The 24,942-nt window shown below is 55.8% G+C and carries 25 protein-coding genes; 13 read left to right on the top strand and 12 right to left on the bottom strand.

What is annotated here, in order from left to right:
* The first annotated feature begins 187 nt into the window (after positions 1-187).
* Positions 188-1,987, top strand: coding sequence for a DEAD/DEAH box helicase (locus tag ACXAF0_RS14960; protein ID WP_475346651.1), 1,800 nt, complete (start codon positions 188-190; stop codon positions 1,985-1,987).
* 80 nt (positions 1,988-2,067) lie between these two features.
* A complete protein-coding gene (locus ACXAF0_RS14955; protein WP_044828301.1) occupies positions 2,068-2,277 on the top strand; it encodes a cold-shock protein in 210 nt (69 codons plus the stop codon).
* Positions 2,278-2,369: 92 nt separating this feature from the next.
* Here ACXAF0_RS14955 and ACXAF0_RS14950 read toward each other — a convergent pair whose 3' ends face one another.
* Positions 2,370-3,047 (bottom strand): FadR/GntR family transcriptional regulator, encoded by a 678-nt coding sequence (locus ACXAF0_RS14950; RefSeq protein ID WP_475346650.1) that lies wholly within the window; start codon positions 3,045-3,047, stop codon positions 2,370-2,372.
* Between the two features lie 200 nt (positions 3,048-3,247).
* Between ACXAF0_RS14950 and ACXAF0_RS14945 the strand changes: the two genes are divergently transcribed.
* The 6 genes from ACXAF0_RS14945 (at position 3,248) to ACXAF0_RS14920 (ending at position 7,967) form a co-directional block, all read left to right on the top strand.
* Positions 3,248-4,030 (top strand): transporter substrate-binding domain-containing protein, encoded by a 783-nt coding sequence (locus tag ACXAF0_RS14945; protein ID WP_475346649.1) that lies wholly within the window; start codon positions 3,248-3,250, stop codon positions 4,028-4,030.
* Between the two features lie 36 nt (positions 4,031-4,066).
* Positions 4,067-4,738 carry an amino acid ABC transporter permease gene (locus ACXAF0_RS14940; RefSeq protein WP_475346648.1) on the top strand — a complete coding sequence of 224 codons (672 nt, stop codon included), beginning with the start codon at positions 4,067-4,069 and terminating at the stop codon, positions 4,736-4,738.
* Complete coding sequence (locus ACXAF0_RS14935) at positions 4,731-5,384, top strand: amino acid ABC transporter permease (protein WP_475346647.1); 654 nt, start codon at positions 4,731-4,733, stop codon at positions 5,382-5,384. The genes ACXAF0_RS14940 and ACXAF0_RS14935 overlap by 8 nt, the downstream gene beginning before the upstream one ends.
* The gene (locus ACXAF0_RS14930; RefSeq protein WP_475346646.1) at positions 5,371-6,099 is read left to right on the top strand and encodes an amino acid ABC transporter ATP-binding protein; all 729 of its coding nucleotides are present in this window, start codon (positions 5,371-5,373) and stop codon (positions 6,097-6,099) included. Before ACXAF0_RS14935 ends, ACXAF0_RS14930 begins: the two co-directional genes overlap by 14 nt.
* A gap of 111 nt (positions 6,100-6,210) precedes the next feature.
* The gene (locus ACXAF0_RS14925; RefSeq protein WP_475346645.1) at positions 6,211-7,455 is read left to right on the top strand and encodes an MFS transporter; all 1,245 of its coding nucleotides are present in this window, start codon (positions 6,211-6,213) and stop codon (positions 7,453-7,455) included.
* Between the two features lie 38 nt (positions 7,456-7,493).
* Positions 7,494-7,967, top strand: coding sequence for a YaiI/YqxD family protein (locus ACXAF0_RS14920; RefSeq protein WP_475346644.1), 474 nt, complete (start codon positions 7,494-7,496; stop codon positions 7,965-7,967).
* A 170-nt stretch (positions 7,968-8,137) separates the two neighbouring features.
* Here the strand turns inward: ACXAF0_RS14920 and ACXAF0_RS14915 are convergent, their stop codons facing one another.
* From ACXAF0_RS14915 to ACXAF0_RS14890, 6 genes are all read right to left on the bottom strand, one after another.
* On the bottom strand, positions 8,138-9,595 hold the full coding sequence (locus ACXAF0_RS14915) for an aldehyde dehydrogenase (RefSeq protein ID WP_475346643.1): 1,458 nt from the start codon (positions 9,593-9,595) through the stop codon (positions 8,138-8,140).
* A gap of 52 nt (positions 9,596-9,647) precedes the next feature.
* Positions 9,648-10,364 carry an ABC transporter ATP-binding protein gene (locus ACXAF0_RS14910; protein ID WP_475346642.1) on the bottom strand — a complete coding sequence of 239 codons (717 nt, stop codon included), beginning with the start codon at positions 10,362-10,364 and terminating at the stop codon, positions 9,648-9,650.
* The gene (locus ACXAF0_RS14905) at positions 10,357-11,091 is read right to left on the bottom strand and encodes an ABC transporter ATP-binding protein (RefSeq protein WP_475346641.1); all 735 of its coding nucleotides are present in this window, start codon (positions 11,089-11,091) and stop codon (positions 10,357-10,359) included. Before ACXAF0_RS14905 ends, ACXAF0_RS14910 begins: the two co-directional genes overlap by 8 nt.
* A complete protein-coding gene (locus ACXAF0_RS14900; RefSeq protein ID WP_475346640.1) occupies positions 11,088-12,062 on the bottom strand; it encodes a branched-chain amino acid ABC transporter permease in 975 nt (324 codons plus the stop codon). Before ACXAF0_RS14900 ends, ACXAF0_RS14905 begins: the two co-directional genes overlap by 4 nt.
* Complete coding sequence (locus ACXAF0_RS14895) at positions 12,059-12,931, bottom strand: branched-chain amino acid ABC transporter permease (RefSeq protein WP_475346639.1); 873 nt, start codon at positions 12,929-12,931, stop codon at positions 12,059-12,061. The genes ACXAF0_RS14900 and ACXAF0_RS14895 overlap by 4 nt, the downstream gene beginning before the upstream one ends.
* Before the next feature lie 78 nt (positions 12,932-13,009).
* Complete coding sequence (locus tag ACXAF0_RS14890; RefSeq protein ID WP_475346638.1) at positions 13,010-14,227, bottom strand: amino acid ABC transporter substrate-binding protein; 1,218 nt, start codon at positions 14,225-14,227, stop codon at positions 13,010-13,012.
* 317 nt (positions 14,228-14,544) lie between these two features.
* On the opposite strand from ACXAF0_RS14890, the gene ACXAF0_RS14885 reads away from it, so the two are divergent.
* Both ACXAF0_RS14885 and ACXAF0_RS14880 read left to right on the top strand, forming a co-directional pair.
* Complete coding sequence (locus tag ACXAF0_RS14885; RefSeq protein ID WP_475346637.1) at positions 14,545-15,534, top strand: helix-turn-helix domain-containing protein; 990 nt, start codon at positions 14,545-14,547, stop codon at positions 15,532-15,534.
* A 157-nt stretch (positions 15,535-15,691) separates the two neighbouring features.
* Positions 15,692-16,531 (top strand): DUF3750 domain-containing protein, encoded by an 840-nt coding sequence (locus tag ACXAF0_RS14880; RefSeq protein ID WP_475346636.1) that lies wholly within the window; start codon positions 15,692-15,694, stop codon positions 16,529-16,531.
* Positions 16,532-16,615: 84 nt separating this feature from the next.
* Here ACXAF0_RS14880 and zigA read toward each other — a convergent pair whose 3' ends face one another.
* From zigA to ACXAF0_RS14860, 4 genes are all read right to left on the bottom strand, one after another.
* The gene (gene zigA / locus ACXAF0_RS14875; protein WP_475346635.1) at positions 16,616-17,830 is read right to left on the bottom strand and encodes a zinc metallochaperone GTPase ZigA; all 1,215 of its coding nucleotides are present in this window, start codon (positions 17,828-17,830) and stop codon (positions 16,616-16,618) included.
* Positions 17,831-17,948: 118 nt separating this feature from the next.
* Positions 17,949-18,464: a TspO/MBR family protein gene (locus tag ACXAF0_RS14870; RefSeq protein WP_475346634.1), complete on the bottom strand. Its 516-nt coding sequence runs from the start codon at positions 18,462-18,464 to the stop codon at positions 17,949-17,951.
* Between the two features lie 18 nt (positions 18,465-18,482).
* Positions 18,483-19,703, bottom strand: a complete 1,221-nt coding sequence (locus tag ACXAF0_RS14865) for an alpha/beta hydrolase (RefSeq protein WP_475346633.1) — start codon at positions 19,701-19,703, stop codon at positions 18,483-18,485.
* A 169-nt stretch (positions 19,704-19,872) separates the two neighbouring features.
* Positions 19,873-20,571, bottom strand: a complete 699-nt coding sequence (locus ACXAF0_RS14860) for a glutathione binding-like protein (RefSeq protein ID WP_475346632.1) — start codon at positions 20,569-20,571, stop codon at positions 19,873-19,875.
* Positions 20,572-20,723: 152 nt separating this feature from the next.
* Here ACXAF0_RS14860 and ACXAF0_RS14855 point away from each other — a divergent pair, with 152 nt between their 5' ends.
* Positions 20,724-21,416: a glutathione S-transferase family protein gene (locus ACXAF0_RS14855; RefSeq protein ID WP_475346631.1), complete on the top strand. Its 693-nt coding sequence runs from the start codon at positions 20,724-20,726 to the stop codon at positions 21,414-21,416.
* 163 nt (positions 21,417-21,579) lie between these two features.
* Entirely contained in the window at positions 21,580-21,906 is a 327-nt protein-coding gene (locus ACXAF0_RS14850; protein ID WP_475346630.1) for a hypothetical protein, read from the top strand.
* Positions 21,907-22,002: 96 nt separating this feature from the next.
* Here the strand turns inward: ACXAF0_RS14850 and ACXAF0_RS14845 are convergent, their stop codons facing one another.
* A complete protein-coding gene (locus ACXAF0_RS14845; protein WP_475346629.1) occupies positions 22,003-23,343 on the bottom strand; it encodes an MFS transporter in 1,341 nt (446 codons plus the stop codon).
* A 451-nt stretch (positions 23,344-23,794) separates the two neighbouring features.
* On the opposite strand from ACXAF0_RS14845, the gene cyoA reads away from it, so the two are divergent.
* Entirely contained in the window at positions 23,795-24,925 is a 1,131-nt protein-coding gene (gene cyoA, locus ACXAF0_RS14840; RefSeq protein ID WP_475346628.1) for a ubiquinol oxidase subunit II, read from the top strand.
* Positions 24,926-24,942: the final 17 nt, after the last annotated feature.

The following is a 24,942-nucleotide window of genomic DNA, read 5'->3' as shown; positions in this document are numbered from 1 at the left end:
ATATTTGATCGCTCCAGAAGCGTAGAGGGAATTAAAAGTCCCTACTGTCGAGTGATTGACCTAAGAACGCATTGAAGTGTCCAGCTACGCGGGTGCTTCCAGAACTGCAAGGCGCAGACCTGATTACTTTATTTTCCCGGGCGATGTCCCAGCTGTCTGCAGCCTCTAATCCACGAGTTATCCTTATTTGACCCAGTTTTCAGAACTTGGCTTGGCCGAGCCGGTCTTGCGCGCGCTTTCACAAGAAGGCTATGACGCGCCGACCCCGATCCAGGCACAGTCCATTCCTTCGCTGCTTGAAGGCAAGGACCTGCTTGGTATCGCACAGACCGGCACCGGCAAAACGGCGGCCTTTGCGTTGCCGATCCTTGATCGTCTTTCCAAATCCGATGCCCGCACGCCCAAGGGCGCTTGCCGGGTGCTTGTTCTTGCGCCGACGCGCGAACTCGCCGCCCAGATCGGTGACAGTTTCCGTGCCTATGGCCGGTTTTTGAATGTCCGCACCGCTGTTGTGGTGGGCGGTGTTGCCCATGGCCCGCAGATCAAGGCGATTACGCCCGGTGTCGAAGTGCTTGTCGCAACGCCCGGTCGTCTGCTTGATCATGTGGATAGCGGCAAGCTGTCGCTCAAACATGTTGAAGTCGTCGTGCTTGATGAAGCCGATCATATGCTGGACCTCGGCTTCCTGCCGCCGATCAAGCGCATCATCAAGATGCTGCCGCGCGAACGTCAGAACCTGTTCTTCTCGGCCACCATGCCGGGGCAGATCGGTCAGTTGGCCGGTGATATGCTTTCTGATCCTGTGAAGGTTTCGGTGACCCCGGTTGCCACCACCCAGGAACGGGTCGATCAGTCGGTCTATATGATTGAACGCATGCGTAAACGTCAGTTGTTGGCAGAGCTTCTTGATAATCCGGCTTTCAAACGTACGCTCGTTTTCACCCGTACCAAACGCGGGGCGGATCGTGTGGCGCGCCATCTGGAAGCAAACAAGATCAGTGCAGCTGCCATTCATGGCAATAAAAGCCAGAACCAGCGTGAACGCGCCCTGAATGCCTTCAAGGATGGTCAGATTGGTGTGCTTGTTGCCACCGATATTGCCGCGCGCGGCATTGACGTTGATGGCGTGACCCACGTTGTGAACTTTGAACTGCCGAACGTTCCGGAAAGCTATGTGCACCGTATTGGCCGTACCGCCCGTGGCGGTGCCAGCGGAACCGCCATCGCATTCTGTGATGACGAAGAACGCGCCCTTCTGCGCGATATTGAAAAAACCACCCGTCAGTCGATCCCGGTAATTGACCGTCGCGATGCGAAAGCTGCTGCCGAAAAGGAAGCGCAGTCCGAAGCCGCACGCGAAGCCAACAAGGGCCGTCGCAACAATGCCGGTGGTCAGGGGCGTGGTAACGGTGGCCGTGGCAATGCCGGTGGCGCAGGCGGTAATCGTGGAAATGGTCGCGGTTCGCGCCAAGGTGATGGCCAGCGCCAGAACGCACGTGGCAACGCGTCGCTTCGTGATCGCACTGATGGCAACAAACCCAATCCGCGCCGCGAGGGCGAGGGTGGCCGTAATGGCGAAGGTGCTTCGGGCGAGCAGGCCGCAAGCAATCCGGCACTTGAGAAATCCAAAAGCCGTTACAAGGGCGGGATGAAAACCAAATCCGCCAATGGTAACGGCGCCGATGGTGGCGCGCGTTCGAATGACGGACGCAAGCGCCCGGCAAAACGGGTTTCATCCGATGGCCAACGTCGTGATCGGGCCAAGGGCGACAATTCAATTTCTTCCGGTTTGTCCTTTATGGGCAGCACCGAAGAACGCCGCGCGAATGGCAACGGGGGCAAGGGCGCCCGGAATGCCAGACCGCAAGGTAAAAGCGGCGGTGCAAACCGTAACCGCAATCACCGTGGATCCCAGTCTGGCGGGCAGCCGGGCGGCGGAGGCCACAAGACTTCCCCGGGCAATCAGAAAAGACGCGATCGCGCCTGATTTGATTGACCGGACACAGATAGGCGCACCCACGCGGGGTGTGTCACAACGCCAATCAATACTCGATAGGAGATTTTAAGATGGCATCAGGTACCGTTAAATGGTTCAACGCAACTAAAGGTTTTGGTTTCATTCAGCCGGACGAAGGCGGAAATGACGTATTCCTGCACATCAGCGCTGTTGAGCGCGCTGGCATGGGCCACCCGCAGGAAGGCGACAAAATCAACTACGAACTGCGCACCGACTCCCGTTCGGGTCGCGTTTCGGCTGACGATCTGTCGGCAGGCTAATTCGGCTTGTCCTTCCTTGTGAAGGGCGCCGCATTAACGAAGCCCCCATCCGGGAAACCGGGTGGGGGTTTTGTTTTGTCTTGTCAGTGGCGCTATGGGCGCAAGAAGGAAATCTTTGCTCTGGTCGCGGCACTGAGCACATGCAGATGCATGGCATCCCGTGCGCCCGACGGATTGCGATCGTTGATGTGGCGTAGAACGAGCTCATGTTCGGCCAAGGGGGCTGCGATAGCCTTGGCATTGGCAAAGGGCAGCATTTGGTTTTCATGGATGGTTTGTGCTGCAGGATGCATGGCGGTGGCAAACATCGGGTTGCCTGATGCATCGAGCAAAATCTCATGAAAATCGGTATCGGCACTGGCGGCAGCAATCAGGTCATCCACCTCAAGCGCTACGCGCATATCATCAATACTGCTTTGAAGGGCGATCAAATGATCGCGGGTGCGCATATGCGCGGCAAGCCCTGCGACATAAGGTTCAATCGCCAATCTGAACTGATAGACTTGTGCTGCCTGTCGGTTGCGGTCCTGATCCAGCGGTGTATGGGTCTTGCGGTCCGCAATGTATACACCTTTCCCCGCCTGCACATGAACGATCCCGAGCGCTTCAAGCGTTGCCAATGCTTCACGCAAGCTGGTGCGGCTTATGCCAAGTGTTGCGGCAAGGTTGCGCTGGGCTGGTAGCGGGTCGCCTGCCTTTAATCCCTTGTCCCCAATCAGGGTTTGGATATCCCGAGCTGCGCGCTCTGGGGTGCTTTCGCTTCGTGTCATGATTTTTCCTTTATCTGGTCTGACCAGTTAAGGAAATTTTTCTTTGGCATCATTGGCGGTTTTTCAGGGTTCTGGTTGAACTTCTCACAACAGATTAGGCCGATTGGAAAAATACTCATAGACAAAAGATCAAAAAATGTGCAGCGTTTTAATTAGTCTAAAAAACATGCATAAATCACACTGAAAACAGGTAGAGGCTTATGAAACACTTTTTCAAGACGGCGATTGCCGCAGTTGCAATGCTCGCAGCCCCGCTTGGTGCGGCCAGTGCCGGTGCTCTGGACAGCATTTCCGAGGCAGGTGTGCTGAAAGTTGCAGTTCCACAGGATTTCCCGCCATTCGGTTCGGTCGGGACCGACATGCAGCCAAAAGGGTACGACATTGATATGGCTGCCCTGATTGCCGACGATCTTGGTGTCGAGCTTGAGCTTGTCCCGGTGACCTCGTCCAACCGTATTCCGTATCTGACCACGGGCAAGGTCGATCTGGTGATTTCCAGCCTTGGCAAGAACCCGGATCGTGAGAAGGTCATCGATTTCAGCGACCCTTATGCACCGTTCTATAATGGCGTGTTCGGCCCGGCCGATTATTCGGTGGAAAAGGCTGCTGATCTTGCGGGCATGTCGGTTGGTGTTACCCGTGGCGCGATCGAGGATCTGGAACTGACGAAAATCGCCCCGTCCGATGTCGACATCAAACGCTACGAAGATAATAACGGTACGATTTCAGCATTCCTGGCAGGTCAGGTTGACCTGATTGCGACCGGTAACGTTACCGCAGCTGCGATCATTGAGCGCAACCCGCCGCGCAAGCCGGAACCAAAATTCCTGATCAAGAATTCGCCTTGCTATGTGGGTCTGAACAAGGAAGAGCCGGAATTCAAGGCGAAGGTCAACGAGATCATTGCCGCTTCGATGGCTGATGGACGTTTGAATGCGATTGCCGAAAAGTGGCTTGGCATTCCGCTTCCCGAAGAGCTTTAAGCGTCTTTTGTGACCTGACGGGATCGTTGCAGATCAATGGCATATGAATTTGACTTCGGCGCAATTGTGCCGCACTGGAAGCTGCTGTTTGACGGGGTTATCCTGACGACGGAATTAACCGTGATCGGTGCGGTCGTTGGTGTCGGTTTCGGGATCATGGGGGCGTGGGCGCGTGCGTCGCGCGCCCCGGTGATCAGCCAGATCGTTGGCATCTATGTCGAACTGATCCGCAACACCCCGTTTCTGGTCCAACTGTTTTTCATCTTCTTTGGGTTGCCGGCCCTTGGGGTGAAGCTGACCGAGTTTCAGGCTGCCCTCCTTGCCATGATTGTCAATCTTGGGGCCTACTCGACCGAAATTATTCGGGCAGGTATCCAGGCGGTCCCGCAAGGGCAGATCGAGGCTGCGCAAAGTCTTGCCATGAACAGGCTGCAGATTTTCCGCTATGTCGTGATCCTGCCTGCGCTCAAAAAAATCTGGCCAGCACTTTCAAGCCAGATTGTTATCGTGATGCTCGGTTCGTCAGTGTGTTCGCAGATTGCGGCTGAGGAGCTGACCTTTGGTGCCAACTATATCCAGGCCATCAATTTCCGCGCTTTTGAAGTCTATTTCGTCGTTACCGGTTTGTATCTGGTGATGTCGATCCTGCTTCGGATGGGGTTGAAGGTACTGGGGAATTACCTGTTCGAACGGCGGCGTCATGTCTGAATTTACCCTGTGGGATATTGTTTATAACCTTTTGCTGGCCGGACGCTGGACGGTTTTGCTGTCGCTAACGGCATTTGTTCTGGGCGGACTGGTTGGTCTTGTTCTTTTGATGATCCAGACAGCGGGAAATCCGTGGTTGGTGCGGCTGGTGCGCGGCTATGTCGAGCTGTTTCAAGGCACCCCGCTTTTGATGCAGTTGTTCATCGTGTTCTTTGGATTGCCCCTGATCGGATTGGATGTGTCGCCTTGGGTCGCAGCAACCCTCGGGTTGACACTGTTTACCAGCGCGTTTCTGGCTGAAATCTGGCGGGGATGTGTTGAATCGATCGGGCGTGGCCAATGGGAGGCATCGGCAAGCCTTGGCATGAACTTCACCCAGCAGATGCGCTATATCGTCCTGCCACAGGCCATGCGTATTGCCATTCCGCCGACGGTCGGGTTCTCGGTTCAGGTGGTCAAGGGGACGGCTGTTGCCTCCATCATCGGGTTTGTCGAGCTGACAAAAGCCGGAACGATGATCACCAATGCGACCTATGCACCCTTTACGGTCTATGGCTGCGTTGCGTTGATGTATTTCCTGATCTGCTATCCGCTATCGCTTTTTGCCCGCCATCTTGAAGGAAAGTTCCGCCATGTCGCTCGTTGAACTCCATGCTATTTACAAAAGCTTTGGCGAACTGGAAGTCCTTAAAGGTATCGACCTGACCATTGATGAAGGGCAGGTGATTGCCCTGATCGGAAAAAGCGGGTCGGGGAAAAGCACCCTTTTGCGGACCATCAACGGTCTTGAGCAGATCGACAGCGGCGTGATTATGGTTGGCGGAAACAAGATCAGTGAACGTGATGCCGACCTTCTGGCCCTGCGTCTTCAGGTCGGAATGGTGTTTCAGCAGTTCAATCTTTTTCCTCACTATACCGCCCTTGAAAATGTGATGCTTTCCCCGCAGGTCGTGAAAAAGCAATCCAAGACCGAGGCCAAGGAAATTGCCGAGGAAATGCTGACCAAGGTCGGGCTGGCCGACAAGATGATGCATTATCCCGATCAGCTTTCAGGCGGGCAACAGCAGCGTGTTGCAATTGCCCGTGCTCTTGCCATGAAACCAAAGGTGTTGCTGTGTGACGAGGTGACCTCCGCCCTTGACCCGGAGCTGGTCAATGAGGTGCTGGCTGTCGTTCGAAAACTTGCCGAGGAAGGCATGACCCTAGTGATGGTGACCCATGAAATGCGTTTTGCCCGTGAAGTCTGTGACAAGCTTGTCTTCATGCATCAGGGCCGCATCCACGAAACCGGCGACCCGGAAGAAGTCTTTTCAAATCCCAAGACATCAGAGCTTGCAAGCTTTGTTGGTGGTCTTGCGTAATCCCGACCATGTCGAATTCGTGACATCTTCATCCTGATGTCTGGAATCATTTACTGTTTTGGGACTTGCTTGTAGAACCGTTTCATCAACCCCTTGGGAAAGAAACGGTTTATGAGCCACCCCGCCCATCTCGAAAAGTCTGACGCTCAAGTTGGTTCCGCCAAGGGTGTGATTGCGCTTTTGGATCGCTATCCGTTTCTGGTGCTGGGCCTGCTTCTGATGGGGGCGTTTACCTCAAGCGGGGCGGTGCCGCTGGCCGGGCTTTACGTGGTCGAAGGCCTTGGGGAGCCGCCATGGAAACTTAGCATGGTGATGATCGTTCAGGTCAGCATCACGCTTCTGGCCAATCGGACGTTCGGGCGGGCGATTGACCGTGGGGTTCCGGTCAAGATTTTGCTGGCGACCAGTATTTTGTGTTTCACCGCAGGCATGGCGATCCTTGGGACGTTTCAGGTCTATTGGGTTTATCTGGTGATTGTCTCGGTCCTGCTTGGGGTCGGGGCCGGTGCGCTTTCGGTGATGTATAGTTTCGGGCGCTTGTTTGCCGAGCAGACCGGGCGTGATGTCGTCAAGTTCAACGGCTTTTTGCGCATGCAGACCTCGCTTGGCTGGATGGTCGGGCCGGCGGCATCGCTTTCATTCTATGGGGCGTTCGGGTTTTCGGCGACCTATTACACCATTGCCGGGTTGGCAGTGATCTGGTTTGGCTTCTGCGTGCTAACCGTGCCCAATGCTTTCAAAACCCATCATCCGGACAGTCTGGCCCACGGTGGCAAGGTGCCGTTTAATGTCGGGCTTTTGCTGGCCTGTGTGCCGGTGTTTTTCATCGGGGCGGCCAATGTGGTGTTTGTGTCGGCCATGCCGCTTTATTTCTCGACCGAGCTTGGCTTGATGGCGTCTTCGGCGGGCTTTGCGCTGACCGTGAAGTGCTTTGTCGAGGTGGTGGTGATCTATTTCTGTGCGTCGCTGATTAAGCGCACCGGGGAGCGTAAGGGCATGCTGATCGCAGCCCTTTTGGGGGCGGTGTTCTTTGGCCTGATTTATCAGGCGACCACACTTTTTGATGTGCTGGCGCTCGCCGCCCTTGATGGCATCTATTACGGCATCTTTGCCGGGATCAGCATGACATTCGTTCAGAATTTCGCCACCGATCAGCCCGGTGTCGCGACTAGTTATTATGTCAGCACGCTGTTTGTGGGCGGGCTAATCGGTAACCTTCTGACCGGGGTAGTTGCCAGTGCGTTTGACTTCCAGACGACCGTCTTGATGGCCTGTGGTTTTGCCTTTGTCGGGGCGGTGGTTCTGGCGATGATGCGCGATGCCAAAACATCTGCGACGGCACAGCAGGGTTCATGATTGCTTGACTTTGATCGCGTCCCGGCGATGATCGCGCCATGAACGAAAATACTCAAAACTCCCGCCCGCGTTTGCTGGTCGATGCCGATGCCTGCCCGGTCAAGGCAGAATGCGAACGTGTGGCCGAGCGTCACCGGATCGAGATGATCCTGGTGTCCAATGGCGGCATTCGCCCGTCGCGCAATCCGCTGATCAGGATCGTGATTGTGCCGCCGGAACCCGATGCCGCCGATGACTGGATTGCCGAGAATGCGCGCGCACGCGATGTAATTGTCACCAACGACATTCCACTGGCATCGCGCGGGATTGAGATCGGTGCGCGGGTGTTGAAAGCCAATGGGCAGGAATTTACCGAAGCCAATATCGGCAATGCGCTGGCGGGCCGCGAAATCGCCGCCCATATGCGCGAAGTGACTGGCGAGCAGGGGCGCAATGCGTCCTTTACCCAGAAAGACCGGTCGAAATTTTCAAGTGCGCTTGAAGTCTTGATACAGGCCGTTCTGCGCGGCTGATCACCCCGCCATAAAAGAGCAGGCCGCCAGATGACGCATCTGACGGCCCGCACACAGGTCCTGATTTGGTGAGGGAACAGTTCTCACGAAATCAGGCTTCCCCCCTGCGTATGCTTTGATAACGGAAAGGCCCGACGGATGTTCCGCGCGGGCCAATCGCGTCTGTCGACTTAGAACGGGTAGTGACGCTTGCCGCTCTGGATCGTGATCCAGCGCATTTCGGTGAATTCATCAATCGATGCCTGGGAACCAAAGCGCCCGTAACCCGATGATTTCACACCACCGAATGGCATTTGTGCCTCGTCCTGGACGGTCGGGCTGTTGATGTGGCAGATGCCGCTTTCGATGCGTTTGGCGACTTCCATTGCGCGCGGAATGTTGGTCGAGAAGACCGCAGAGGACAGGCCATACTCGCTGTCATTGGCGATGCGCACTGCCTCGTCCTCGTCACCGGCACGAATGACGACACAGATCGGGCCAAAGCTTTCTTCGGAATAGATCTTCATCGCTGGGGTTACGTGATCAAGAAGGATCGCGTCCATCAGGACACCTTCCTTGGCCTTGCCGGAACCGGCAACCAGTTTTGCGCCCTTGGAAACGGCATCTTCGACCAGCTCTTCGATGCGATTAACCGCCTCGATGCTGACAACACCACCGAGGATATGGTCGGCCTTGGCCGGATCACCTGCGGTCAGTGTATTGGCCTTGGTGGCCAGTTTGGCGACAAAGTCATCGGCAACCGCGTTATCAACGATCAGACGTTCGGTCGACATGCAAATCTGGCCCTGGTTCATATAGGCACCAAAGGCCGCACCATTGACCGCTTCATCCAGGTCGGCATCATCAAGCACCAGGAACGGCGCCTTGCCACCCAATTCAAGCAGAACCGGCTTGAGGTGCTCGGCACCCAGTTTGGCGATGATGCGACCCACACGGGTCGAGCCGGTAAAGTTGATGCGGCGCACGGCCGGATGGGCAATCAGGGTTTCAACGATTTCCGGGGCATCTTCCGGTGCGTTGGTGACAACATTGACGACACCTTCCGGTGCGCCGGCCTCGACCAGACAATCACCGATCAGGCGATGCAGGGCCGGGCACAGCTCGGATGCCTTGAGGACGACGGTGTTACCGCAGGCAAGCGGCATGGCGATCGCGCGTGTGCCAAGGATCACCGGTGCGTTCCACGGCGCAATGCCCAGAACCACACCAACCGGCTGACGAATGCCCATGGCCATCAGGCCCGGCGTGTCAGACGGGATCAGGTCGCCCTGAATTTGCGTCGTCATGCCACCGGCTTCACGCAGCATGTTGGCGGCAAGATGGGCGTTAAAACCACCCCACATGCGCGTGCTACCGGTTTCATCAAGCACCAGCTGACCGAATTGATCACCCTTGGCTTCCATGATGTCGGCGGCCTTAAGCAGAACCTTGCGGCGCGCGCCCGGACCCATTTTGGACCATTTCGGAAAGGCCGCGGCAGCGGCGTCAGCGGCCTTGCGCGCATCAGCGGCGTTGGCTGCGGCGGCAACGGTTGCAACTTCGCCGGTGACCGGGTTCTTGCGTTCAAAGGTACGGTTATTGGACGCGTTGACGTCCTGATTGTCGATCAACAATTTCGTGTCGTTCATGACGTTTCTCCTGACTTTCTTGTGGTTTGCTGTGTGGTAGCGAAAGGCTGCATCACGCAGCCCCAAGGCCAAGGAAGGCCTTTTGCACAGCCGGGTCGGATTGCAGGGCCTTGGCGGTATCTTGCCCGGTAATGGCCCCGTTTTCGATCAGATAACCCCGATCTGATATGGCAAGGGACTGATGGGCATTCTGTTCGACCAGAAGCACACCAACCCCGGTTTTACGAATGGCCGCAAGGGCCTTGAACAAGTCCCCGGTCATGATCGGCGACAAGCCAAGGGACGGCTCATCAAGCAGCAGAATATCCGGATTGGACATCAATGCACGGCCAATGGCCACCATCTGCTGTTCGCCGCCACTCATGGTGCGGGCCGCCTGATCAAGTCGTTCCGCCAGTTTGGGGAACAGATCAATCACGCGTTCAAGGTTTTGTTTTTCTGCCGTCCGTGCGCGTTTGGCAAAGGCGCCCAGTGCCAGATTTTCACGCACCGTCAGTTCGCCGAAAATACCGCGCCCTTCCGGCACAAGGGCAAGCCCGGTCTCGACAATCTTGTGTGCGGAAAGTTCGGTCAGCTCGCTGCCAGATAAGGTGATGCGCGTATCATCATGTGCGGTTACCAGACCGGCACAGGCCTTAAGGAGGCTGCTTTTACCGGCACCATTGGCGCCCAGCATGACAACGATTTCGCCACGATCAACAGTAACGTCGACTTCGCGAAGGGCGGCGTGCTTGCCATAGGAGACGGACAGTTTTTTGATATCAAGCATGGCTGTCTCCCAGATAGGCGCGCACGACTTCCGGATCAGAAAGAACTTCGTCTGGTGTGCCATCGGCAATCTTGGCCCCGGCATTCATCACCACACAGCGATCACACAGGCTTCGGATCGCATCCATGACATGTTCAACCATGATGATGGTAAGCCCTTCGTTCTTGAGCTTGCGCACAAGGGCAATGCCATCCTGAAGTTCAGACGGATTCAATCCGGCCAGCCATTCATCCAGCAAAAGAAGCTTGGGCTGAAGGGCAAGTGCACGCCCCAGTTCAAGGCGTTTCTGATCGATATAGGTCAGATCGCCCGCCGGGGTATGGGCCTGTTTGGCAAGACCGATACGATCAAGCAGTTCAAGGGCGGCTGCGTGCGCAGCGTCGCCCCAAAGTGGCTTGGTGCGATAGGCAAGGCCGGCTTCGATGTTTTCCACGCAATCAAGGTCGGGCAGGACACGCACCAATTGGAAGGTGCGCGCAATGCCTGAATGGCTGATCTTGTGCGCAGGCAGGTTGGTGATGTCCTTGCCGCTGATGATAACTTTGCCGTCATTGGCCTGAAGGGCGCCTGAGATCAGGTTCATCACCGTGGTCTTGCCCGATCCGTTGGGGCCAAGCAGGCCAAGGATTTCGCCCTGATGGACATCGAACTGCATCTGATTGACGGCAATCAACCCGCCAAAGGCCTTGTGCAGGCCAGAAATCGAGAGAAGGATTTCGGTATTCATGCTGCGTTCCCCCCGGGTTCGGCGTTTTGGTCGGTTGCAAGCACGCGCTTTTTCGGTGCGCGGTACTTTTCATACAAACCGACAACCCCGCCGGGCAGAAGATAGACAATCACCATGAATACGCAGCCAAGCAGGATGCTGAAATGGTTCGGGAAGCTTGCGGTCAGGACCTCAAACAGAAGGGTCAGCGGAATAACCCCCAGAAGCGGGCCGAGCAAGCGACGCGGACCCCCCAGAAGTGCCATGATGACAACCTGGAATGACAGCATCGGGTTAAAGGCAATCACCGGATCGATATAGGTCCAGCGCGGTGCCATGATGGCGCCGGTCAGTGTCATGAACAAGGCAGACAGAATAAACAACGCGACTTTCACGCGGGTGACATCAATGCCGCAATGCTTGGCAACGGTTTCGTCCTCGCCAATGATGCGCAGCGCAAAGCCAAGGCGAGATCGGCCCAGAATGAAGCCGGTCAGCAGAAGAACCGCAAACAGGGCAAGCAACTGCCAGTAAATGTCGTTCTGGGTGATATCCAGAAAGACATAACGCCCCATTTCGCGGGTAACGTTGACCTCGTACCAACTGACCACCTGACGAACCAGTTCGGTCAGGCCAAAGGTAAAGATCACGAAATACACACCCGCCAGACGCAGCGTGGAAAAGCCAACCAGAAGGGCAATCACGGTGCCAGCAAGCCCGGCACACACCAGCACCAGCGGGAAGGGCAGGACTTCGCCCAGAACTGCGACCGTATAGGCCCCGATGCCAAAGAAGACCACGGTGGCAAGCGAGATATAGCGCGTCGGGCCGGAGAACATCGACCATGCGGTTGCCAGAACGGCAAAGCTGACAATGCTGATGGCAAGGGACATGTAGTAGCTGTCAACGAGTGACGGCAGGAAGGCGAGGGCTGCAAAGATCACCGCGCCGATGCCGACAGGCTTGATGAAATCGGGTTTCAGGATGCTCATGACGCGGCCCTCCCGAACAGGCCGGATGGCTTGATCAGCAGCACCAGCAGGAAGATCACATAGGTCACGGCAATGGTCAGGCCCGGGTCGATATATGTTGCGACCAGACTTTCCGCGACACCAAGGATGAGGCCTGCAATCAGCGCGCCCAGCATATTGCCAACCCCGCCCATGATCACAACGATGAGCGCCTTCATGGTGAAGACAACGCCCATCGAGGTGGAGAAGGTCAGAAACATGCTGACCAGAACGCCCCCGACGGCCGCCATTGCACCGCCAAGGGCAAAGGCAAAGCAGGATGCGAAATTGACATCAATTGCCACGAGGCGCGCCGAGGTCGGATCAACCGCAACAGCACGGAGTGCCGTGCCCATGCGGGTGCGCGTCAGGATCAGATAGAAACCAAGTCCGATGACAACCGCAAATCCAAGGGCAACAAGCCGGTTGGCGGCAATCGTCGCGCCAAAGATATCAACAGCGTTATTGAGAAAATCGTAGCTGTAATAATTGCCACCAAACCAGACCAGCAGCACACCCTGAACGATGAACAGCAGGCCGAAGGTGGCCAGAATGCTGTCGACTTCAAGCATGCCACGGTTCTTTGCGCGTGCGACCAGCGGGGTCAGCAGGATGCGATAAATTACCCAATTCAGCGCAAAGCTTGCGGGAATGATGATCAACAGACCGACAAGCGGGTTGATCCCGATCGAGGTCATGAAAACAAAGGCAATAAAGGACGCGACAATCACCAACTCGCCATAGGCAAGGTTCATGATGCGCGAAACACCATATTGCAGGGTCAAACCCATGGCGACGAGGGCATACATCCCGCCAAGGGTAATCCCGGAAAAGACTGCGTAGCTAAACATTCACTTCATCCAAAAGGGGCGTCGGGGTTCCCGGGAGTTTGGGTGGGTGAGGAACCCCGACGTCCCTATGTGGCGCGCTTACTGCGCAGCCTTCCATTCAGGTTTCGGGAAGACGAGCTCGGCTGCGCCTTCCATGTCGGTCGGGGCAAGGCCGACAAACTTGCCATCCTGCCACTGACCAACCTGCCAGAAGGTCTGATCGCCCGGCTTGTAGGTGCCAAGGATGGTGTCAAAGCCGCCCTTGGCCAGTTCGGCATTGATGGCTTCGCGGTCGGTCGTACCTGCACGTTCGATGGCCTGCTGCAGCGACTGCAAGGTCGCCCAGTTGACGATGGATGCCCAACGGTCCGGCTCACGTTCTGCGAATTCAACGTGGCGTTTGATGTAATCGGCGATTTTCGGATCATCCTCGCTCGCACCACCAAGGCTGACGACGCCTTCGGCATTGTCACCAAACCGGTTTTTATAGAGCGGGAAGGCGGTGCCAACACCGGCGTAGAAGACCTTGGGGTTAAAGCCCAGAACGCGGGACTGTTCGGTCAGGCCAAGGGTGCCCGGCGGGTAGGAAAAGGCGACAAAGGTATCTGCACCAAGAGCCTTGATGTCATTGACGATGGTTGCCAGATCCTGCGAGCCCAGCGGATAGGTCTTGTCGTACACAAGGTCAAAGTCGCGATCTTCAAGCGCTTCGCGACCGGCCTTGGAAAGCTCGATGCCAAAGCCGTCGGCAACCGCGATCATTGCGACCTTGTCATTGATCTTGCCCTCGGCTTTCAGGCCCTCAAGGAACTTGGCCAGCTCAACGGCATATTGTTCGCCGGTGCCGAGCAGCCAGTATGAATTCGTCCAGCGCTTGGCAAGTTGTGGTGCCTTGTCGGTCACGGCCGTGCCAGCAAGATGGGCATAGCCCGCACGATCAAGGATCGGCGCCACGGCAAGGTTAAGACCCGTGCCCCAGGGCGAGAGAATGAAATCAACCTTGTCCTGGTTGATCAGGCGTTCGATTGCGCGCACCGCTTCTTCGGAGCTTGAGCGATCATCATATTCAACGACTTCGATGGGGAGTTTCTTGTCGCCGACCTGAAGGCCGCCAGCATCGTTGATTTCCTTCACCCACATTTCATAGTTGGGAATGGTGCTGGTGGCAGCACCCGGGGCGGCCGGACCGGTTTTCGAGATGGCATAACCGATACGATATGTGTCTTGGGCGTTGGCCCCAAACAGCGTCGCGGTGCTCATGACTGCGGTGGTTGCCGCGGCAATGGTCGCGAGGCGCAGTTTTGCTGAGATTTGCATACTATTCCTCCTGATCTCTTTGCAGAGACGGTTTTCCCGTTTGTGCGTAGTTTCAGGAGTTTAGGCAAAGAGATTCTGTTATTTACTTCGTGATATGAAGTAAATCTCCGGCGTAACCTCCCGCCCATTAGTTCGCATGTGCAAAATAATGGGAACGCATTCTTTATGTGTATTGTTGTTTTTGACGGTTTCTTGGACCGCCATCCTAGTAAGCGATGGAACCGTTCCAATGTAAAGACGGCGAAATTGACAATTTAAGACGAAAAATTGTACATTTATACGTATAACCATTTGGAATATATGCGCGACAAAAAGGCATGCCTGATCAACCCTCCCGACAAATTCCGGTCTCAAGCCCGGTCACGCGTTCGCAAACACTTGCCGACAATCCGTTCGAGGATCTGCTGCCCGTCACGACACAGGCGGTGATGGATCGCTTTGATCATCCGTTGTCGGTTCAGTCCTGGGTGATGAATGATCCTGGTCGCCGTGACCGGTGTTATGCGGTGCTGTTGCTTGGGGGGCGGGCCGAGATCGGTTTGCGGCAGGGCACGATTACCTGCAAGGCCCCAGCGCTTGTCTGGTTGCCGCTTGGCGAAACGCAGCGCTTTCGTGTTACGGCGGGCAGCGATGGGTATTTGCTCTCGGTTGCTGATGATCTGGTGGCACGCCATTGCGGGGATGGCAGCGGGGTTGCTGGTGGAACGCCGGCCGGGGGTGGCTTGCCGCTTCGCTTTGCGGCCGACACCGTGCATAACGTCACCCCGGCTGAGGATAGCGGAAACCTGCTGCTCCTCTCACGCAGCTTTGAAGCCATCCGGGCGGAGCTGATGCAAAATGGGCTCGGGGCCAGTCTTGTGGTGGGCGCGCATCTTCAGATCATTCTGACCATGGTTCTACGTCTGGCCGAAGGTGTGATGGCCCAGCGTGACAAACATGGCCCGGGCTCGATCACGTTTCAGCGGTTTTTACAGGTGCTTGAGCTGCATTTTCGCGAACACTGGAATGTGGCCGATTACGCAACCGCGCTCGGGGTCAGTGAACGGCGACTGGGATCAGCTGTTTTGCGGGCGACCGGCAAGCCGCCACTTACCATCATCCATGAACGGGTATTGCGCGAGGCCTGCATGCGTCTTGAACAATCACCACTTGGTGTCGCGCAGATTGCCTATGGCCTGGGCTTTCGCGATCCGGCTTATTTCAGCCGCTTTTTCAAACGCTATATGGGCGAGGCGCCTGGTGCCTACCGCCGTCTAAGACGTGCTGCGGAACGGGTGCGCGACGATACCTTTGCCGCCTGGCCTTAGGTCTGGGCTGGCCGCAATCGTTTGGTGTTACCTTCATCACCTTTTGCGGGGATGCGCGCATTCCCATGAGGATAACAGATTGCATTGCCTTTTTTTGATCCTACTTCTTTGCTTTAACCGTACTCATACTGCAATGCAAAACTGAACTGGATCGATCGTGCGTAAAGGCAAAACCCTGTTTCTTGGTCTTCTGGCCGTTCTTGTCCTGCCGTTTGGCATCAGCCTGGCAGAAGACCCGCCGGGTGAGAAAAACAAGGAACGCTATACGTGGCGCAATGCACCACGCCATTCGGCAGGGATTGCCCCCGATGCCGAAGCCAACCGCGATCAGGCGATTGTCATGGTGATGGCGGCCGACACATTTGGCTGGCGCAGCTATTTCGCGGTGCATCCGTGGATCATTTACAAACGTGCCGGTGAGACCCGCTATACCCGCTATGACGTGGTCGGCTGGGGCAGCGGCAATGTGGTGCGTCAGAATTACGCGATCCCCGATGGCCTCTGGTATGGCTCGGAGCCGAAACTCATGGCCGATCATCGCGGCGAAGCAGCTGAAAAGCTGATCCCAGAGATCGAAGAGGCGATTAAATCCTATCCGTTCCCGCGCGAATATCGCAGCTACCCGGGGCCGAACAGCAATACCTTTATTGCCCATATTGGTCGTGAAGTGCCGGGATTGAACCTTGATATGCCGGCCAATGCGATCGGCAAGGATTATCGCCCGATCACCAATCCGGTCGGGCTTTCATCCAGTGGGCAGGGTGTTCAGGCGAACCTTCTGGGGGTGCTTGGCATGTCACTTGGTCTGGAAGAAGGGATCGAGCTGAACCTGCTTGGCCTTAATTTCGGCGTCGACTTCAACCGTCCGGCCTTGCGCCTGCCGTCTATCGGTCGGCTGGGTATGGACAGTGTCACGCAGGTCAAGGCCGATGAGGTGGCAAATGATAAGGCCGCCAAAGCCGAAAGTGTAGAAGCGGGCCTTGAACCCAGCAGCTAACGACACAACACACGGATCCGATCCAGCGGTTAAAAACAGAAAACGCCACCCCGAAAGGTGGCGTTTTTGTTTTGGACACCCTGATCAGGCAGCCTGCCCCCAACGGGGGAACGGATCGGCAAGATCGGCATAGCGGGCGGGATCAAAGCGTACCGACAGGCCGTCTGTGTCGTCGTCAATCAGGCATTCCGACAGGCGGGCGCGCAGGGCGGCCTCATCCATGTCTTGTCCGATAAAGACGATTTCCTGTCGACGGTCGGCAAAGACCGGATCCCATTTTGACAAGACCATGTCGCGCCACGCCGGATTGTCGGGCCATCTTTCGCGCGGGACCGCACACCACCAGGTGCCGAGTGCCTCGGTCTTGACCGCCGCACCGGCCTGACTGATTTCACCGACCCAGTTCGGGCGGGTGGCCAGCCAGAAATGCCCCTTTGCGCGCAGGACACCCGGCCATTCGCTGTTGATAAAGGCGTGAAACCGTTCCGGGTGAAACGGCAAGGAGGTCCGGAAGGTAAAGCTTTTGATCCCGTATTCCTCGGTCTCGGGCACGTGATCTGCAAAGCCGTAAAGCTCCTTGGCCCATAGCGGATGGCTTTGGGCGCGATCAAAATCAAAGCGGCCGGTATTCAGGATCTTCTCGGGCACAACGATGCTGTTGCTGGTCTCAATCACTTCCGCATCGGTATTGAGCGCCTTGATGATGGCAAGAACCGATTTGCGTTCGTCATCGGAAATCAGATCAACTTTGTTCATGACGATGACATCGGCGAACTCGATCTGGTCGACCAGCAAATCAACGATGCTGCGATTATCTGCATCGCCCAGGCTTTCTCCCCGGTCGGTCAGCATGTCGGTGGAGCTGTAATCAGCAATCATGCGCGCGGCATCGACCACGGTGACCATGGTATCAAGCTTGGCAATGTCACCCAGCGATTGACCATCTTCATCACGGAAATCAAAGGTGGCCGCGACGGGCAGGGGTTCGGAAATGCCGGTGGATTCAATAAGCAGATAGTCAAACCGATCCTGTTCGGCGAGGCGTCGGACTTCGGCCAGAAGGTCATCGCGCAACGTGCAGCAGATGCAGCCATTGGTCATTTCGACCAGCTTTTCATCGGTCTGGGAAAGTTCCGACCCGCCGTTGCGCACAAGGTCGGCGTCGATATTGACCTCGCTCATGTCATTGACGATCACGGCGACCCGCAATCCACGGCGGTTGTTCAGGATGTGGTTCAAAAGGGTGGTCTTGCCGGCCCCCAAAAAGCCGGACAGGACAGTAACGGGAAGGCGTTTCATCAATCGACCTCGGTTGGATATCGCGATAAATGTTATGTTATAACGTAACATTTATTGATCAAGGGCGAAGAACGCAATCAAAAATTCGACTGCCCGATGAAGGCCGCGTGATCCGGCCTTACCCGTTCAGCTGCCAGATGGCGGCATTTAGAAGTGTGGCGAACCCGACCCAGGCGACATAGGGCAGTAACAGTATCCCGGCGAAGCGATCCAACCGGAAGAAGACAATCGTGTTGATCACGATCAGGATCAGCAGGGCGATGATATCAATCAGGCCAAGTAACGGTGACTGCGCGCCAAAGAACAGGAATGACCACGCCAGATTAAGCGCCAATTGCGCGCCATAAATGCCAAATGCCATTTTGGTCTCGGCAAACCCGTTGGTCAGCCAAACGCGCCAGCCGCTAAAGGCGATCATGAAATAAATGACGGTCCAGACCGGTGCGAACAGCCAGTTGGGCGGATTGAAAAACGGCTTGTGCAGCGTCGCGTACCAGTCATTGACGCTGGTGGCCGTCACCGCCCCGCCAAAGGCCGAAATGATCAGGCACAACACCATAAACGCAATCAGGGCAAAGACCCGGGTGCGATGATTGGGGCGCGGGTTTGTGGTTTGCTGTGTCGTCTCGGTCATGGGGACCCGATCCTTGGCTTAGTTGGTGACGTCGTTAATGGTATCGATCAATGCATCGAAATAGGGGTTCCAGGTCAGGCGGCTATGATATTTGCCGGGCTCGGTATAGCCCCATGCACTTCGCCAGAGTTTGCCGCGATCATCGGGTCGTTCAATCTCTTCCTGGCCATTCTCGATAAACACAAAGCTGCCATCCGTGCCGTAATAGGGATTGTTTGGCGAAAACAGCGCGCTCAGATGGGAGAAGTTGCTGATCTGTTGATCTGGAAGATTGCTGTTAAGGCTTTTGACCCGCGGATCATCACTTGGCGCGTTGGTGTCATCATACCAGACAAAGCGCGATGCCGGGTGGGTGAAATCGGTTTCAAAGCGGCGCAAGATGGCAAGCGGATCAAGCACGCTGTCATCGGCACTCATCGAAACAAGCGCAGGGCGGTCAAACGGGGCGTCATCAAGCGCATCTTCGACATCGCTCACACTGCGGTAATAGAGCACGGATGCCTTGGTCGACAGGGACTGATAATTGATGGCGTTGTCTTCGGCGTCGGCGTCAACCCAATCCCAAAGATATTGAATGACGGGTGTCAGGAACAACAGATCAGTACCCGGTTCGATGCCCGGCGAAAACAACAAAAGGCCCGAGATTTCAGGGTTTCGCGCGGCATAACTGGTCACGAGGTTCGCACCGGTCGAGAAACCACCAAGCCAGACTTCATCGACTTCGTGCTCCAGCAACTTGACCTGATGGGCGACCGCTGCGGTCCAGTCGGCATAGTCCGGGATGCTGAGATCAGCCGGACGCGTGCCATGGCCGGGCAGCAGCATGGATCTCGCAAGCCAACCGTTTTGGGCCATCTCAGCTGCGATGTCATGGAAATACCATGGGCTTGCGCCCAGGCCATGGACAAACAGCACGCCGCGCTTTGGGGTATCGCCGTTTGGCGTTGTCCGGCCCAGTTCGAACGGAACATTGCGCGCCAGTTCGGTGTCGCGGTCATCGGTGATGAAAACGCGATGCTCGGCCACCCAGTCACGGGTTTGCGCGACATACTCGGCAAAGCTGTCCTGTGTGTAGGGCGGGATATCGGGCGATTGCTGATAAAGCTCGCTCTCGGGCGGGAAGGCGCAGGAGGCGAGGATTGCGGTCGGGACCAAAACGGTCAGGATTGTGCGTGCCGTACTGGCGATCGTGCGGCGCCAATCTTTGATCTTGTCCGAAGCGGTCTGGTCTTGACGCATCTGATCCCCGTTGCGTGGTTGGTCGTCAGGCCGTGGCGACAAAAATGCGCGCAACTGTTTGAAAATATACGCCGAACTGTTCGCCAGCAGATCACTGTTGCCTGCTTTCAGGGGGATGGGCAAACTCCACCGCCCTGCATCATATCAACGCAGGGCGGTGGGGTTTGTTTCAGGCCTTGGTGCTTTTGGCGGTTTGGCCAAACAGGACTTTCTTGTCCTCTTCACTCATCTGCCATTTGCTGAGCTCTTCGCCGGCCTTGTAGGCCGCAACCGTCGCCGGGCGGGCCTTGATGGTTTCAAACCAGCGTTTGAGGTTCGGGAAATCATTAAGGTCCTGCTGTTGCTTCTCGTGACTGACGATCCACGGATAGCAGGCCATATCGGCAATGGTGTAGTCATTACCGGCAATGAAGTTGCGTCCTTCGAGACGCTTGTTGAGGACGCCATAAAGACGGTTGGTCTCATTGACATAGCGGGTGATGGCGTAGGGCAGTTTTTCCGGGGCGTAAGTGCCGAAATGATGGTTCTGACCGGCCATCGGGCCAAGACCGCCCATCTGCCAGAACAGCCATTCCATCACGGTTTTGCGTTCGCGCACACCGGTTGGCAGGAACTTCCCGGTTTTCTCGGCCAGATATTGCAAGATTGCACCAGATTCAAACACGGTGATGGCATCCCCGCCATCGGCCGGGTCATGATCAATGATCGCCGGCATACGGTTGTTGGGCGAAAAGGCAAGGAATTCCGGTTTGAACTGATCCCCGGCACCAATATTGACCGGCACGATCTTGTAATCCAGTCCGGCCTCTTCGAGGAACAGCGTGATTTTATGGCCGTTGGGGGTCGGCCAGTAATACAGATCAATCATGGACTTATCGCTCCTGGATATCTTTCTTGTGGCGTCTTCAATAATCGAAGCTTGCCAATCGGGACGTTATGGGTCAATTTAAAACGATCATTCCAAAATGCAAGAGCAGGTCACACCATTGTGTAACGGTGAAGACCTGCAAGGAGATGTTTATGATCCGGTTTTACTACCACCCGACGCCCAACCCGCAGAAAATCTCGATGATGCTCGAGGCATCCGGATTGCCTTACGAGGTCCTGCCGGTCGATACCCGCAAAGGTCAGCAGCATGACCCGGCCTTTCGGGCGATCAACCCGAATGGCAAGGTGCCAGCCATCGTCGATACCGATGGTGCGGGCGGCAAGGATGTGCGGGTGTTTGATTCAAACGCGATCCTGCTTTATCTCGCCGAAAAGTCGGGCAAGTTCCTTGGAAAGCCGGAAGACCGGGGTGAGTTCCTGTCATGGCTGATGTTCATCGCCACTGGCCTTGGTCCGTTTTCCGGGCAGGCGGTGCATTTCCAGCATGTCGCGCCCGAGGGCAGTGACTATGGCGTCAACCGCTATCGCAACGAGATCGCCCGCCATTATCAGGTGCTTGAAGATCATCTTGAAGGCCGCGAGTTCATCGTTGGCGACGAGATGACGATTGTTGATATCTCTGCCTGGGGCTGGGTCGACAAGGCACCGTTCGTGCACAAGAACCCGGATGTCTGGGACAAGTATCCCAACATCAAACGCTGGTTTGACGCGATCAACAGCCTGCCCGCCGCCATCAGCGCGCGCGAGGTTGGCAAGGATCACGCTTTCAAGACCGAAATGGACGAAGAAGCAAAACGCGCCATGTTCCCGTCGAACTACTCCTAAGGCAGCGAACCACTTTAAACGAAAACACCCCGACCTTGCGGACCGGGGTGTTTTTTGTTTCTGCATTTTGCAATTGCATCGCGACGGTGTTTCGGGTGGAATATCTCGTGGGGGAGACAACCATAATACGCAAAATTGGAATACTCGAAATGAGGTTGTCTTTATGCAGGAACTCGAGATCACGGATGGCCGGATTGTCAGAATCTGGTGGTTGCTTCTATGGCGGTCCTATGCAGGGGCTATCGTCGGTAGTGCAATCTTGGGAGGAGTGATTGGCTTTGTCATCGGTTTTGTCGGTGCTGCTTTGGGGAAACCCGATATTGAAGTCGGTTACATCACAGGTCTTGTGGGCTTCCTGTGGTCGTTCTTCTGGATGTTTGTTGTCATCAAAATGATGCTGCGCAAACGCTATAATGGCTTCAGGTTGGCGATTGTCGCAGATGAACCGTCAACGTCTGCTGAAACGGAACCATCAGCTGCCAAACCTTAATCGGCCTAAACCAAGATCGATTCGACAGGTATCAAACGAAAACACCCCGACCAATCTGGCCGGGGTGTTTTGCTTCGATATTAAGGTATCTAATGATCAGTCGCTGGTTTTGGCACCGAACTGCTTGTTGAATTGCAGGACCAGAAGGGTCACCACAGCCCCTGACAGCAGATAGGCACCGACGCCGGGCAGGCCGAACTTGTCACACAGATAAAGGGCGATCAGCGGTGCGAAACCGGCACCGAGCAACCATGCAAGGTCTGAGGTCAGGGCCGATCCCGTGTAGCGGTATTCGCGCTTGAAGTTCGATGCCAGTGTTCCGGCCGCCTGACCAAAGCACAGGCCCAGTACCGCAAAGCCACCCAGAACAATCATGCCTTCATTGATGATGTTATAGGTGTAAAGCAGCGGGGTCAGAACAGCACCCAGCAAGATGATCCCGGCGCTATAGCCCAGCAGGCGACGACGGCCGAGCTGATCGGCGATAAAGCCCGATGCGACAATCCCGAAGGCACAAAGAACTGCACCAACACCCTGGGTCAGCAGGAACTGCCCCGGATTGCCGTCGGCATACAGGAACACCCAGCTCAGCGCAAAGACAGTGACCAGATGGAACAGGGCATAGCTGACCATCGGGACCAGTGCGCCCAACATAACCGTACGCCCGTTATGTTTGAGCGTATCCATGACGCGCGCGGCTTCGAGTTCGTTCTTTTCGAGCAGATGGCCAAATTCCGAGGTTGCCACCAGACGCAGGCGGGCAAACAGCGCGACCACGTTAATGGCAAAGGCCACGAAGAACGCATAGCGCCAGCCAAAGGCCAGGAAATCATCCGGATGCAGGGTCAGCAGAAGATAGGCAAACAGGGATGCGGCCAGCATGAAACCAAGCGGTGCGCCCAATTGCGGGATCATCGCATACCAACCTTTGCGGTTGTCGGGCGCATTAAGTGCGAGAAGCGATGCCAGCCCGTCCCATGCGCCGCCCCATGCAAGCCCCTGCAGGAAGCGGAAAGCACACAGAAGATAGATCGCAAGCACCCCTGCCGAGGCAAAGCTTGGCAGAAAGGCCATGGCGGCGGTGGAGCCACCCAGCAGGAACATGGCAATCGTGAGTTTCACACCCCGTCCATATTGACGGTCCACCGTCATGAAGACGAGGGATCCGACAGGCCGGGCGACAAAGGCCAGAGAGAAGATGGCAAAGGAATACATGGTGCCGACAAGGGCTGTCTCGCCGGGAAACAGCAATTGTGGAAAGACCAGTACCGATGCGATGCAATAGACGAAGAAATCGAAAAACTCGGACGTCCGGCCGATAATCACGCCAAGCGCGATCTGGCCCGGATCATTGGTGGCGTCGGCGTTGTGATGCCGCGCATCGCGTTCCAAACCTGAAGAGGTAGCGGTCGCGTAGTTTTCTGTCGTTTGGTTCACGCCGTTCTCCCTAAATCACTGGTCGGACCATTTTGGTCCTAACTGCTTTTGATTGGATCACAAATTCGGATGAATGAACGATACGACTTTGGATCGAGTCTAAGTATAGACATGTGAATTGCAAACGTCAGTGTCAATTATCGTTCTGCACCGCACAACGTCCGGTTTACATTAGAATGATAATTGTCATTAAGACCCTGCTATGCGCCGCGGGTAGCTTGACATTGCTGCGATGCAGCTATAGCAATCTCGCCAACTTTCCGATCCGGCATTTTTTTGAAAAAAAATTGCTTTCTTTGTGCCCTTTCCGTGGATGTTTGGAATTGTAATTCCTATATGCGGTTGCGGCGGGGTACGGCGCGTAGCGGTCTTTGTTGGATCGCTTATGCGACTCATTGGCATATGGTTGTCTTTGAGAACATCTTCCAGAGACTGAGGAAGTATGAAGCACATGCTTTCAAAACTTGTACGTGGCGCAGCCTTGGCCTCGATTTTGCCGCTTGTTGCCGGTTGCAACCTTGTTGTAATCGACCCGGCAGGTGATATCGCGTCCCAGCAGTCCGACCTGATTATCGTTTCGACCATTCTGATGTTGCTGATCATCGTTCCGGTGATGGCACTGACCGTGTTCTTTGCCTGGAAATACCGCCAGGGTAACAAGAATGCCGAATACGATCCCGAATGGCACCATTCCACCAAGCTTGAAGTCGTCATCTGGGCGGCACCGCTGGTGATTATTATTGCCCTTGGCGCGATTACCTGGGTCACCACCCATACGCTTGATCCGTATCGTCCGCTTGACCGTATCGACGCCGAGCGTCCGCTTGACGATGAGGCCGAGCACATGGTGATCGAAGTTGTTTCCCTCGATTGGAAATGGCTGTTCCTTTATCCGGAACAGGGCATTGCGACCGTTAACGAGCTAGCAGCTCCGATCGACACGCCGATTGAATTCAAGATTACCTCTTCGGGTATCATGAACTCCTTCTTCATTCCGGCCCTTGCGGGGCAGATCTATTCGATGGCGGGTATGGAAACCAAACTCCATGCCGTGATCAACGAAGAGGGCGTGTTTGATGGCTTCTCGGGGAACTATAGCGGTGAGGGTTTCTCCCACATGCGCTTCAAGTTCCACGGCCTGAGCGAAGAGGGCTTTGACGCCTGGGTGAACGATGTGAAGTCTGATGAGAACTTCCTTGGCCGTTCGCAGTATCTCGAACTCGAAAAGCCGAGTGTGAAGGAACCGGTCCACTATTACAGCTCTGTGGATCCGGAACTTTATCAGGCCATTCTCAACATGTGCGTCGACCAGTCGAAGATGTGCATGAACGAGATGATGCATATCGACAAAAACGGCGGTGGCGGTCTTGCCGGTATCTATAACGTCATGTCGCTGACTTATGACGTTCCGCAGATGCGTGGCAGCCAGCCGTTGCCTGATAGCAAGTCCTTCGTCGCAACGCTTTGCACCACCCCCGAAGGTGGCTTGTCAGGCGAAATCGCGAACCTTCCGTTGTTTGACAATGAACCGGTTTCGCGTGCGATGAGTGTTGCACCCACAGGTGTTTCGGCAGGGTTTTAAATGCAGTGCCGGTTGGT

The organism is Thalassospira sp. ABD4_177, assembly GCF_056160125.1.
This window is presented reverse-complemented; position numbering and strand designations above follow the sequence as displayed.

Bases quoted from the DNA above. Each gene is read 5' to 3' on its own strand.
- ACXAF0_RS14955 (WP_044828301.1), top strand. From the start codon at position 2,068: ATGGCATCAGGTACCGTTAAATGGTTCAACGCAACTAAAGGTTTTGGT.
- ACXAF0_RS14950 (WP_475346650.1), bottom strand. From the start codon at position 3,047: ATGACACGAAGCGAAAGCACCCCAGAGCGCGCAGCTCGGGATATCCAA.
- ACXAF0_RS14945 (WP_475346649.1), top strand. From the start codon at position 3,248: ATGAAACACTTTTTCAAGACGGCGATTGCCGCAGTTGCAATGCTCGCA.
- ACXAF0_RS14940 (WP_475346648.1), top strand. From the start codon at position 4,067: ATGGCATATGAATTTGACTTCGGCGCAATTGTGCCGCACTGGAAGCTG.
- ACXAF0_RS14935 (WP_475346647.1), top strand. From the start codon at position 4,731: ATGTCTGAATTTACCCTGTGGGATATTGTTTATAACCTTTTGCTGGCC.
- ACXAF0_RS14930 (WP_475346646.1), top strand. From the start codon at position 5,371: ATGTCGCTCGTTGAACTCCATGCTATTTACAAAAGCTTTGGCGAACTG.
- ACXAF0_RS14925 (WP_475346645.1), top strand. From the start codon at position 6,211: ATGAGCCACCCCGCCCATCTCGAAAAGTCTGACGCTCAAGTTGGTTCC.
- ACXAF0_RS14920 (WP_475346644.1), top strand. From the start codon at position 7,494: ATGAACGAAAATACTCAAAACTCCCGCCCGCGTTTGCTGGTCGATGCC.
- ACXAF0_RS14915 (WP_475346643.1), bottom strand. From the start codon at position 9,595: ATGAACGACACGAAATTGTTGATCGACAATCAGGACGTCAACGCGTCC.
- ACXAF0_RS14910 (WP_475346642.1), bottom strand. From the start codon at position 10,364: ATGCTTGATATCAAAAAACTGTCCGTCTCCTATGGCAAGCACGCCGCC.
- ACXAF0_RS14905 (WP_475346641.1), bottom strand. From the start codon at position 11,091: ATGAATACCGAAATCCTTCTCTCGATTTCTGGCCTGCACAAGGCCTTT.
- ACXAF0_RS14900 (WP_475346640.1), bottom strand. From the start codon at position 12,062: ATGAGCATCCTGAAACCCGATTTCATCAAGCCTGTCGGCATCGGCGCG.
- ACXAF0_RS14895 (WP_475346639.1), bottom strand. From the start codon at position 12,931: ATGTTTAGCTACGCAGTCTTTTCCGGGATTACCCTTGGCGGGATGTAT.
- ACXAF0_RS14890 (WP_475346638.1), bottom strand. From the start codon at position 14,227: ATGCAAATCTCAGCAAAACTGCGCCTCGCGACCATTGCCGCGGCAACC.
- ACXAF0_RS14885 (WP_475346637.1), top strand. From the start codon at position 14,545: ATGCCTGATCAACCCTCCCGACAAATTCCGGTCTCAAGCCCGGTCACG.
- zigA (WP_475346635.1), bottom strand. From the start codon at position 17,830: ATGAAACGCCTTCCCGTTACTGTCCTGTCCGGCTTTTTGGGGGCCGGC.
- ACXAF0_RS14870 (WP_475346634.1), bottom strand. From the start codon at position 18,464: ATGACCGAGACGACACAGCAAACCACAAACCCGCGCCCCAATCATCGC.
- ACXAF0_RS14865 (WP_475346633.1), bottom strand. From the start codon at position 19,703: ATGCGTCAAGACCAGACCGCTTCGGACAAGATCAAAGATTGGCGCCGC.
- ACXAF0_RS14860 (WP_475346632.1), bottom strand. From the start codon at position 20,571: ATGATTGATCTGTATTACTGGCCGACCCCCAACGGCCATAAAATCACG.
- ACXAF0_RS14855 (WP_475346631.1), top strand. From the start codon at position 20,724: ATGATCCGGTTTTACTACCACCCGACGCCCAACCCGCAGAAAATCTCG.
- ACXAF0_RS14850 (WP_475346630.1), top strand. From the start codon at position 21,580: ATGCAGGAACTCGAGATCACGGATGGCCGGATTGTCAGAATCTGGTGG.
- cyoA (WP_475346628.1), top strand. From the start codon at position 23,795: ATGCTTTCAAAACTTGTACGTGGCGCAGCCTTGGCCTCGATTTTGCCG.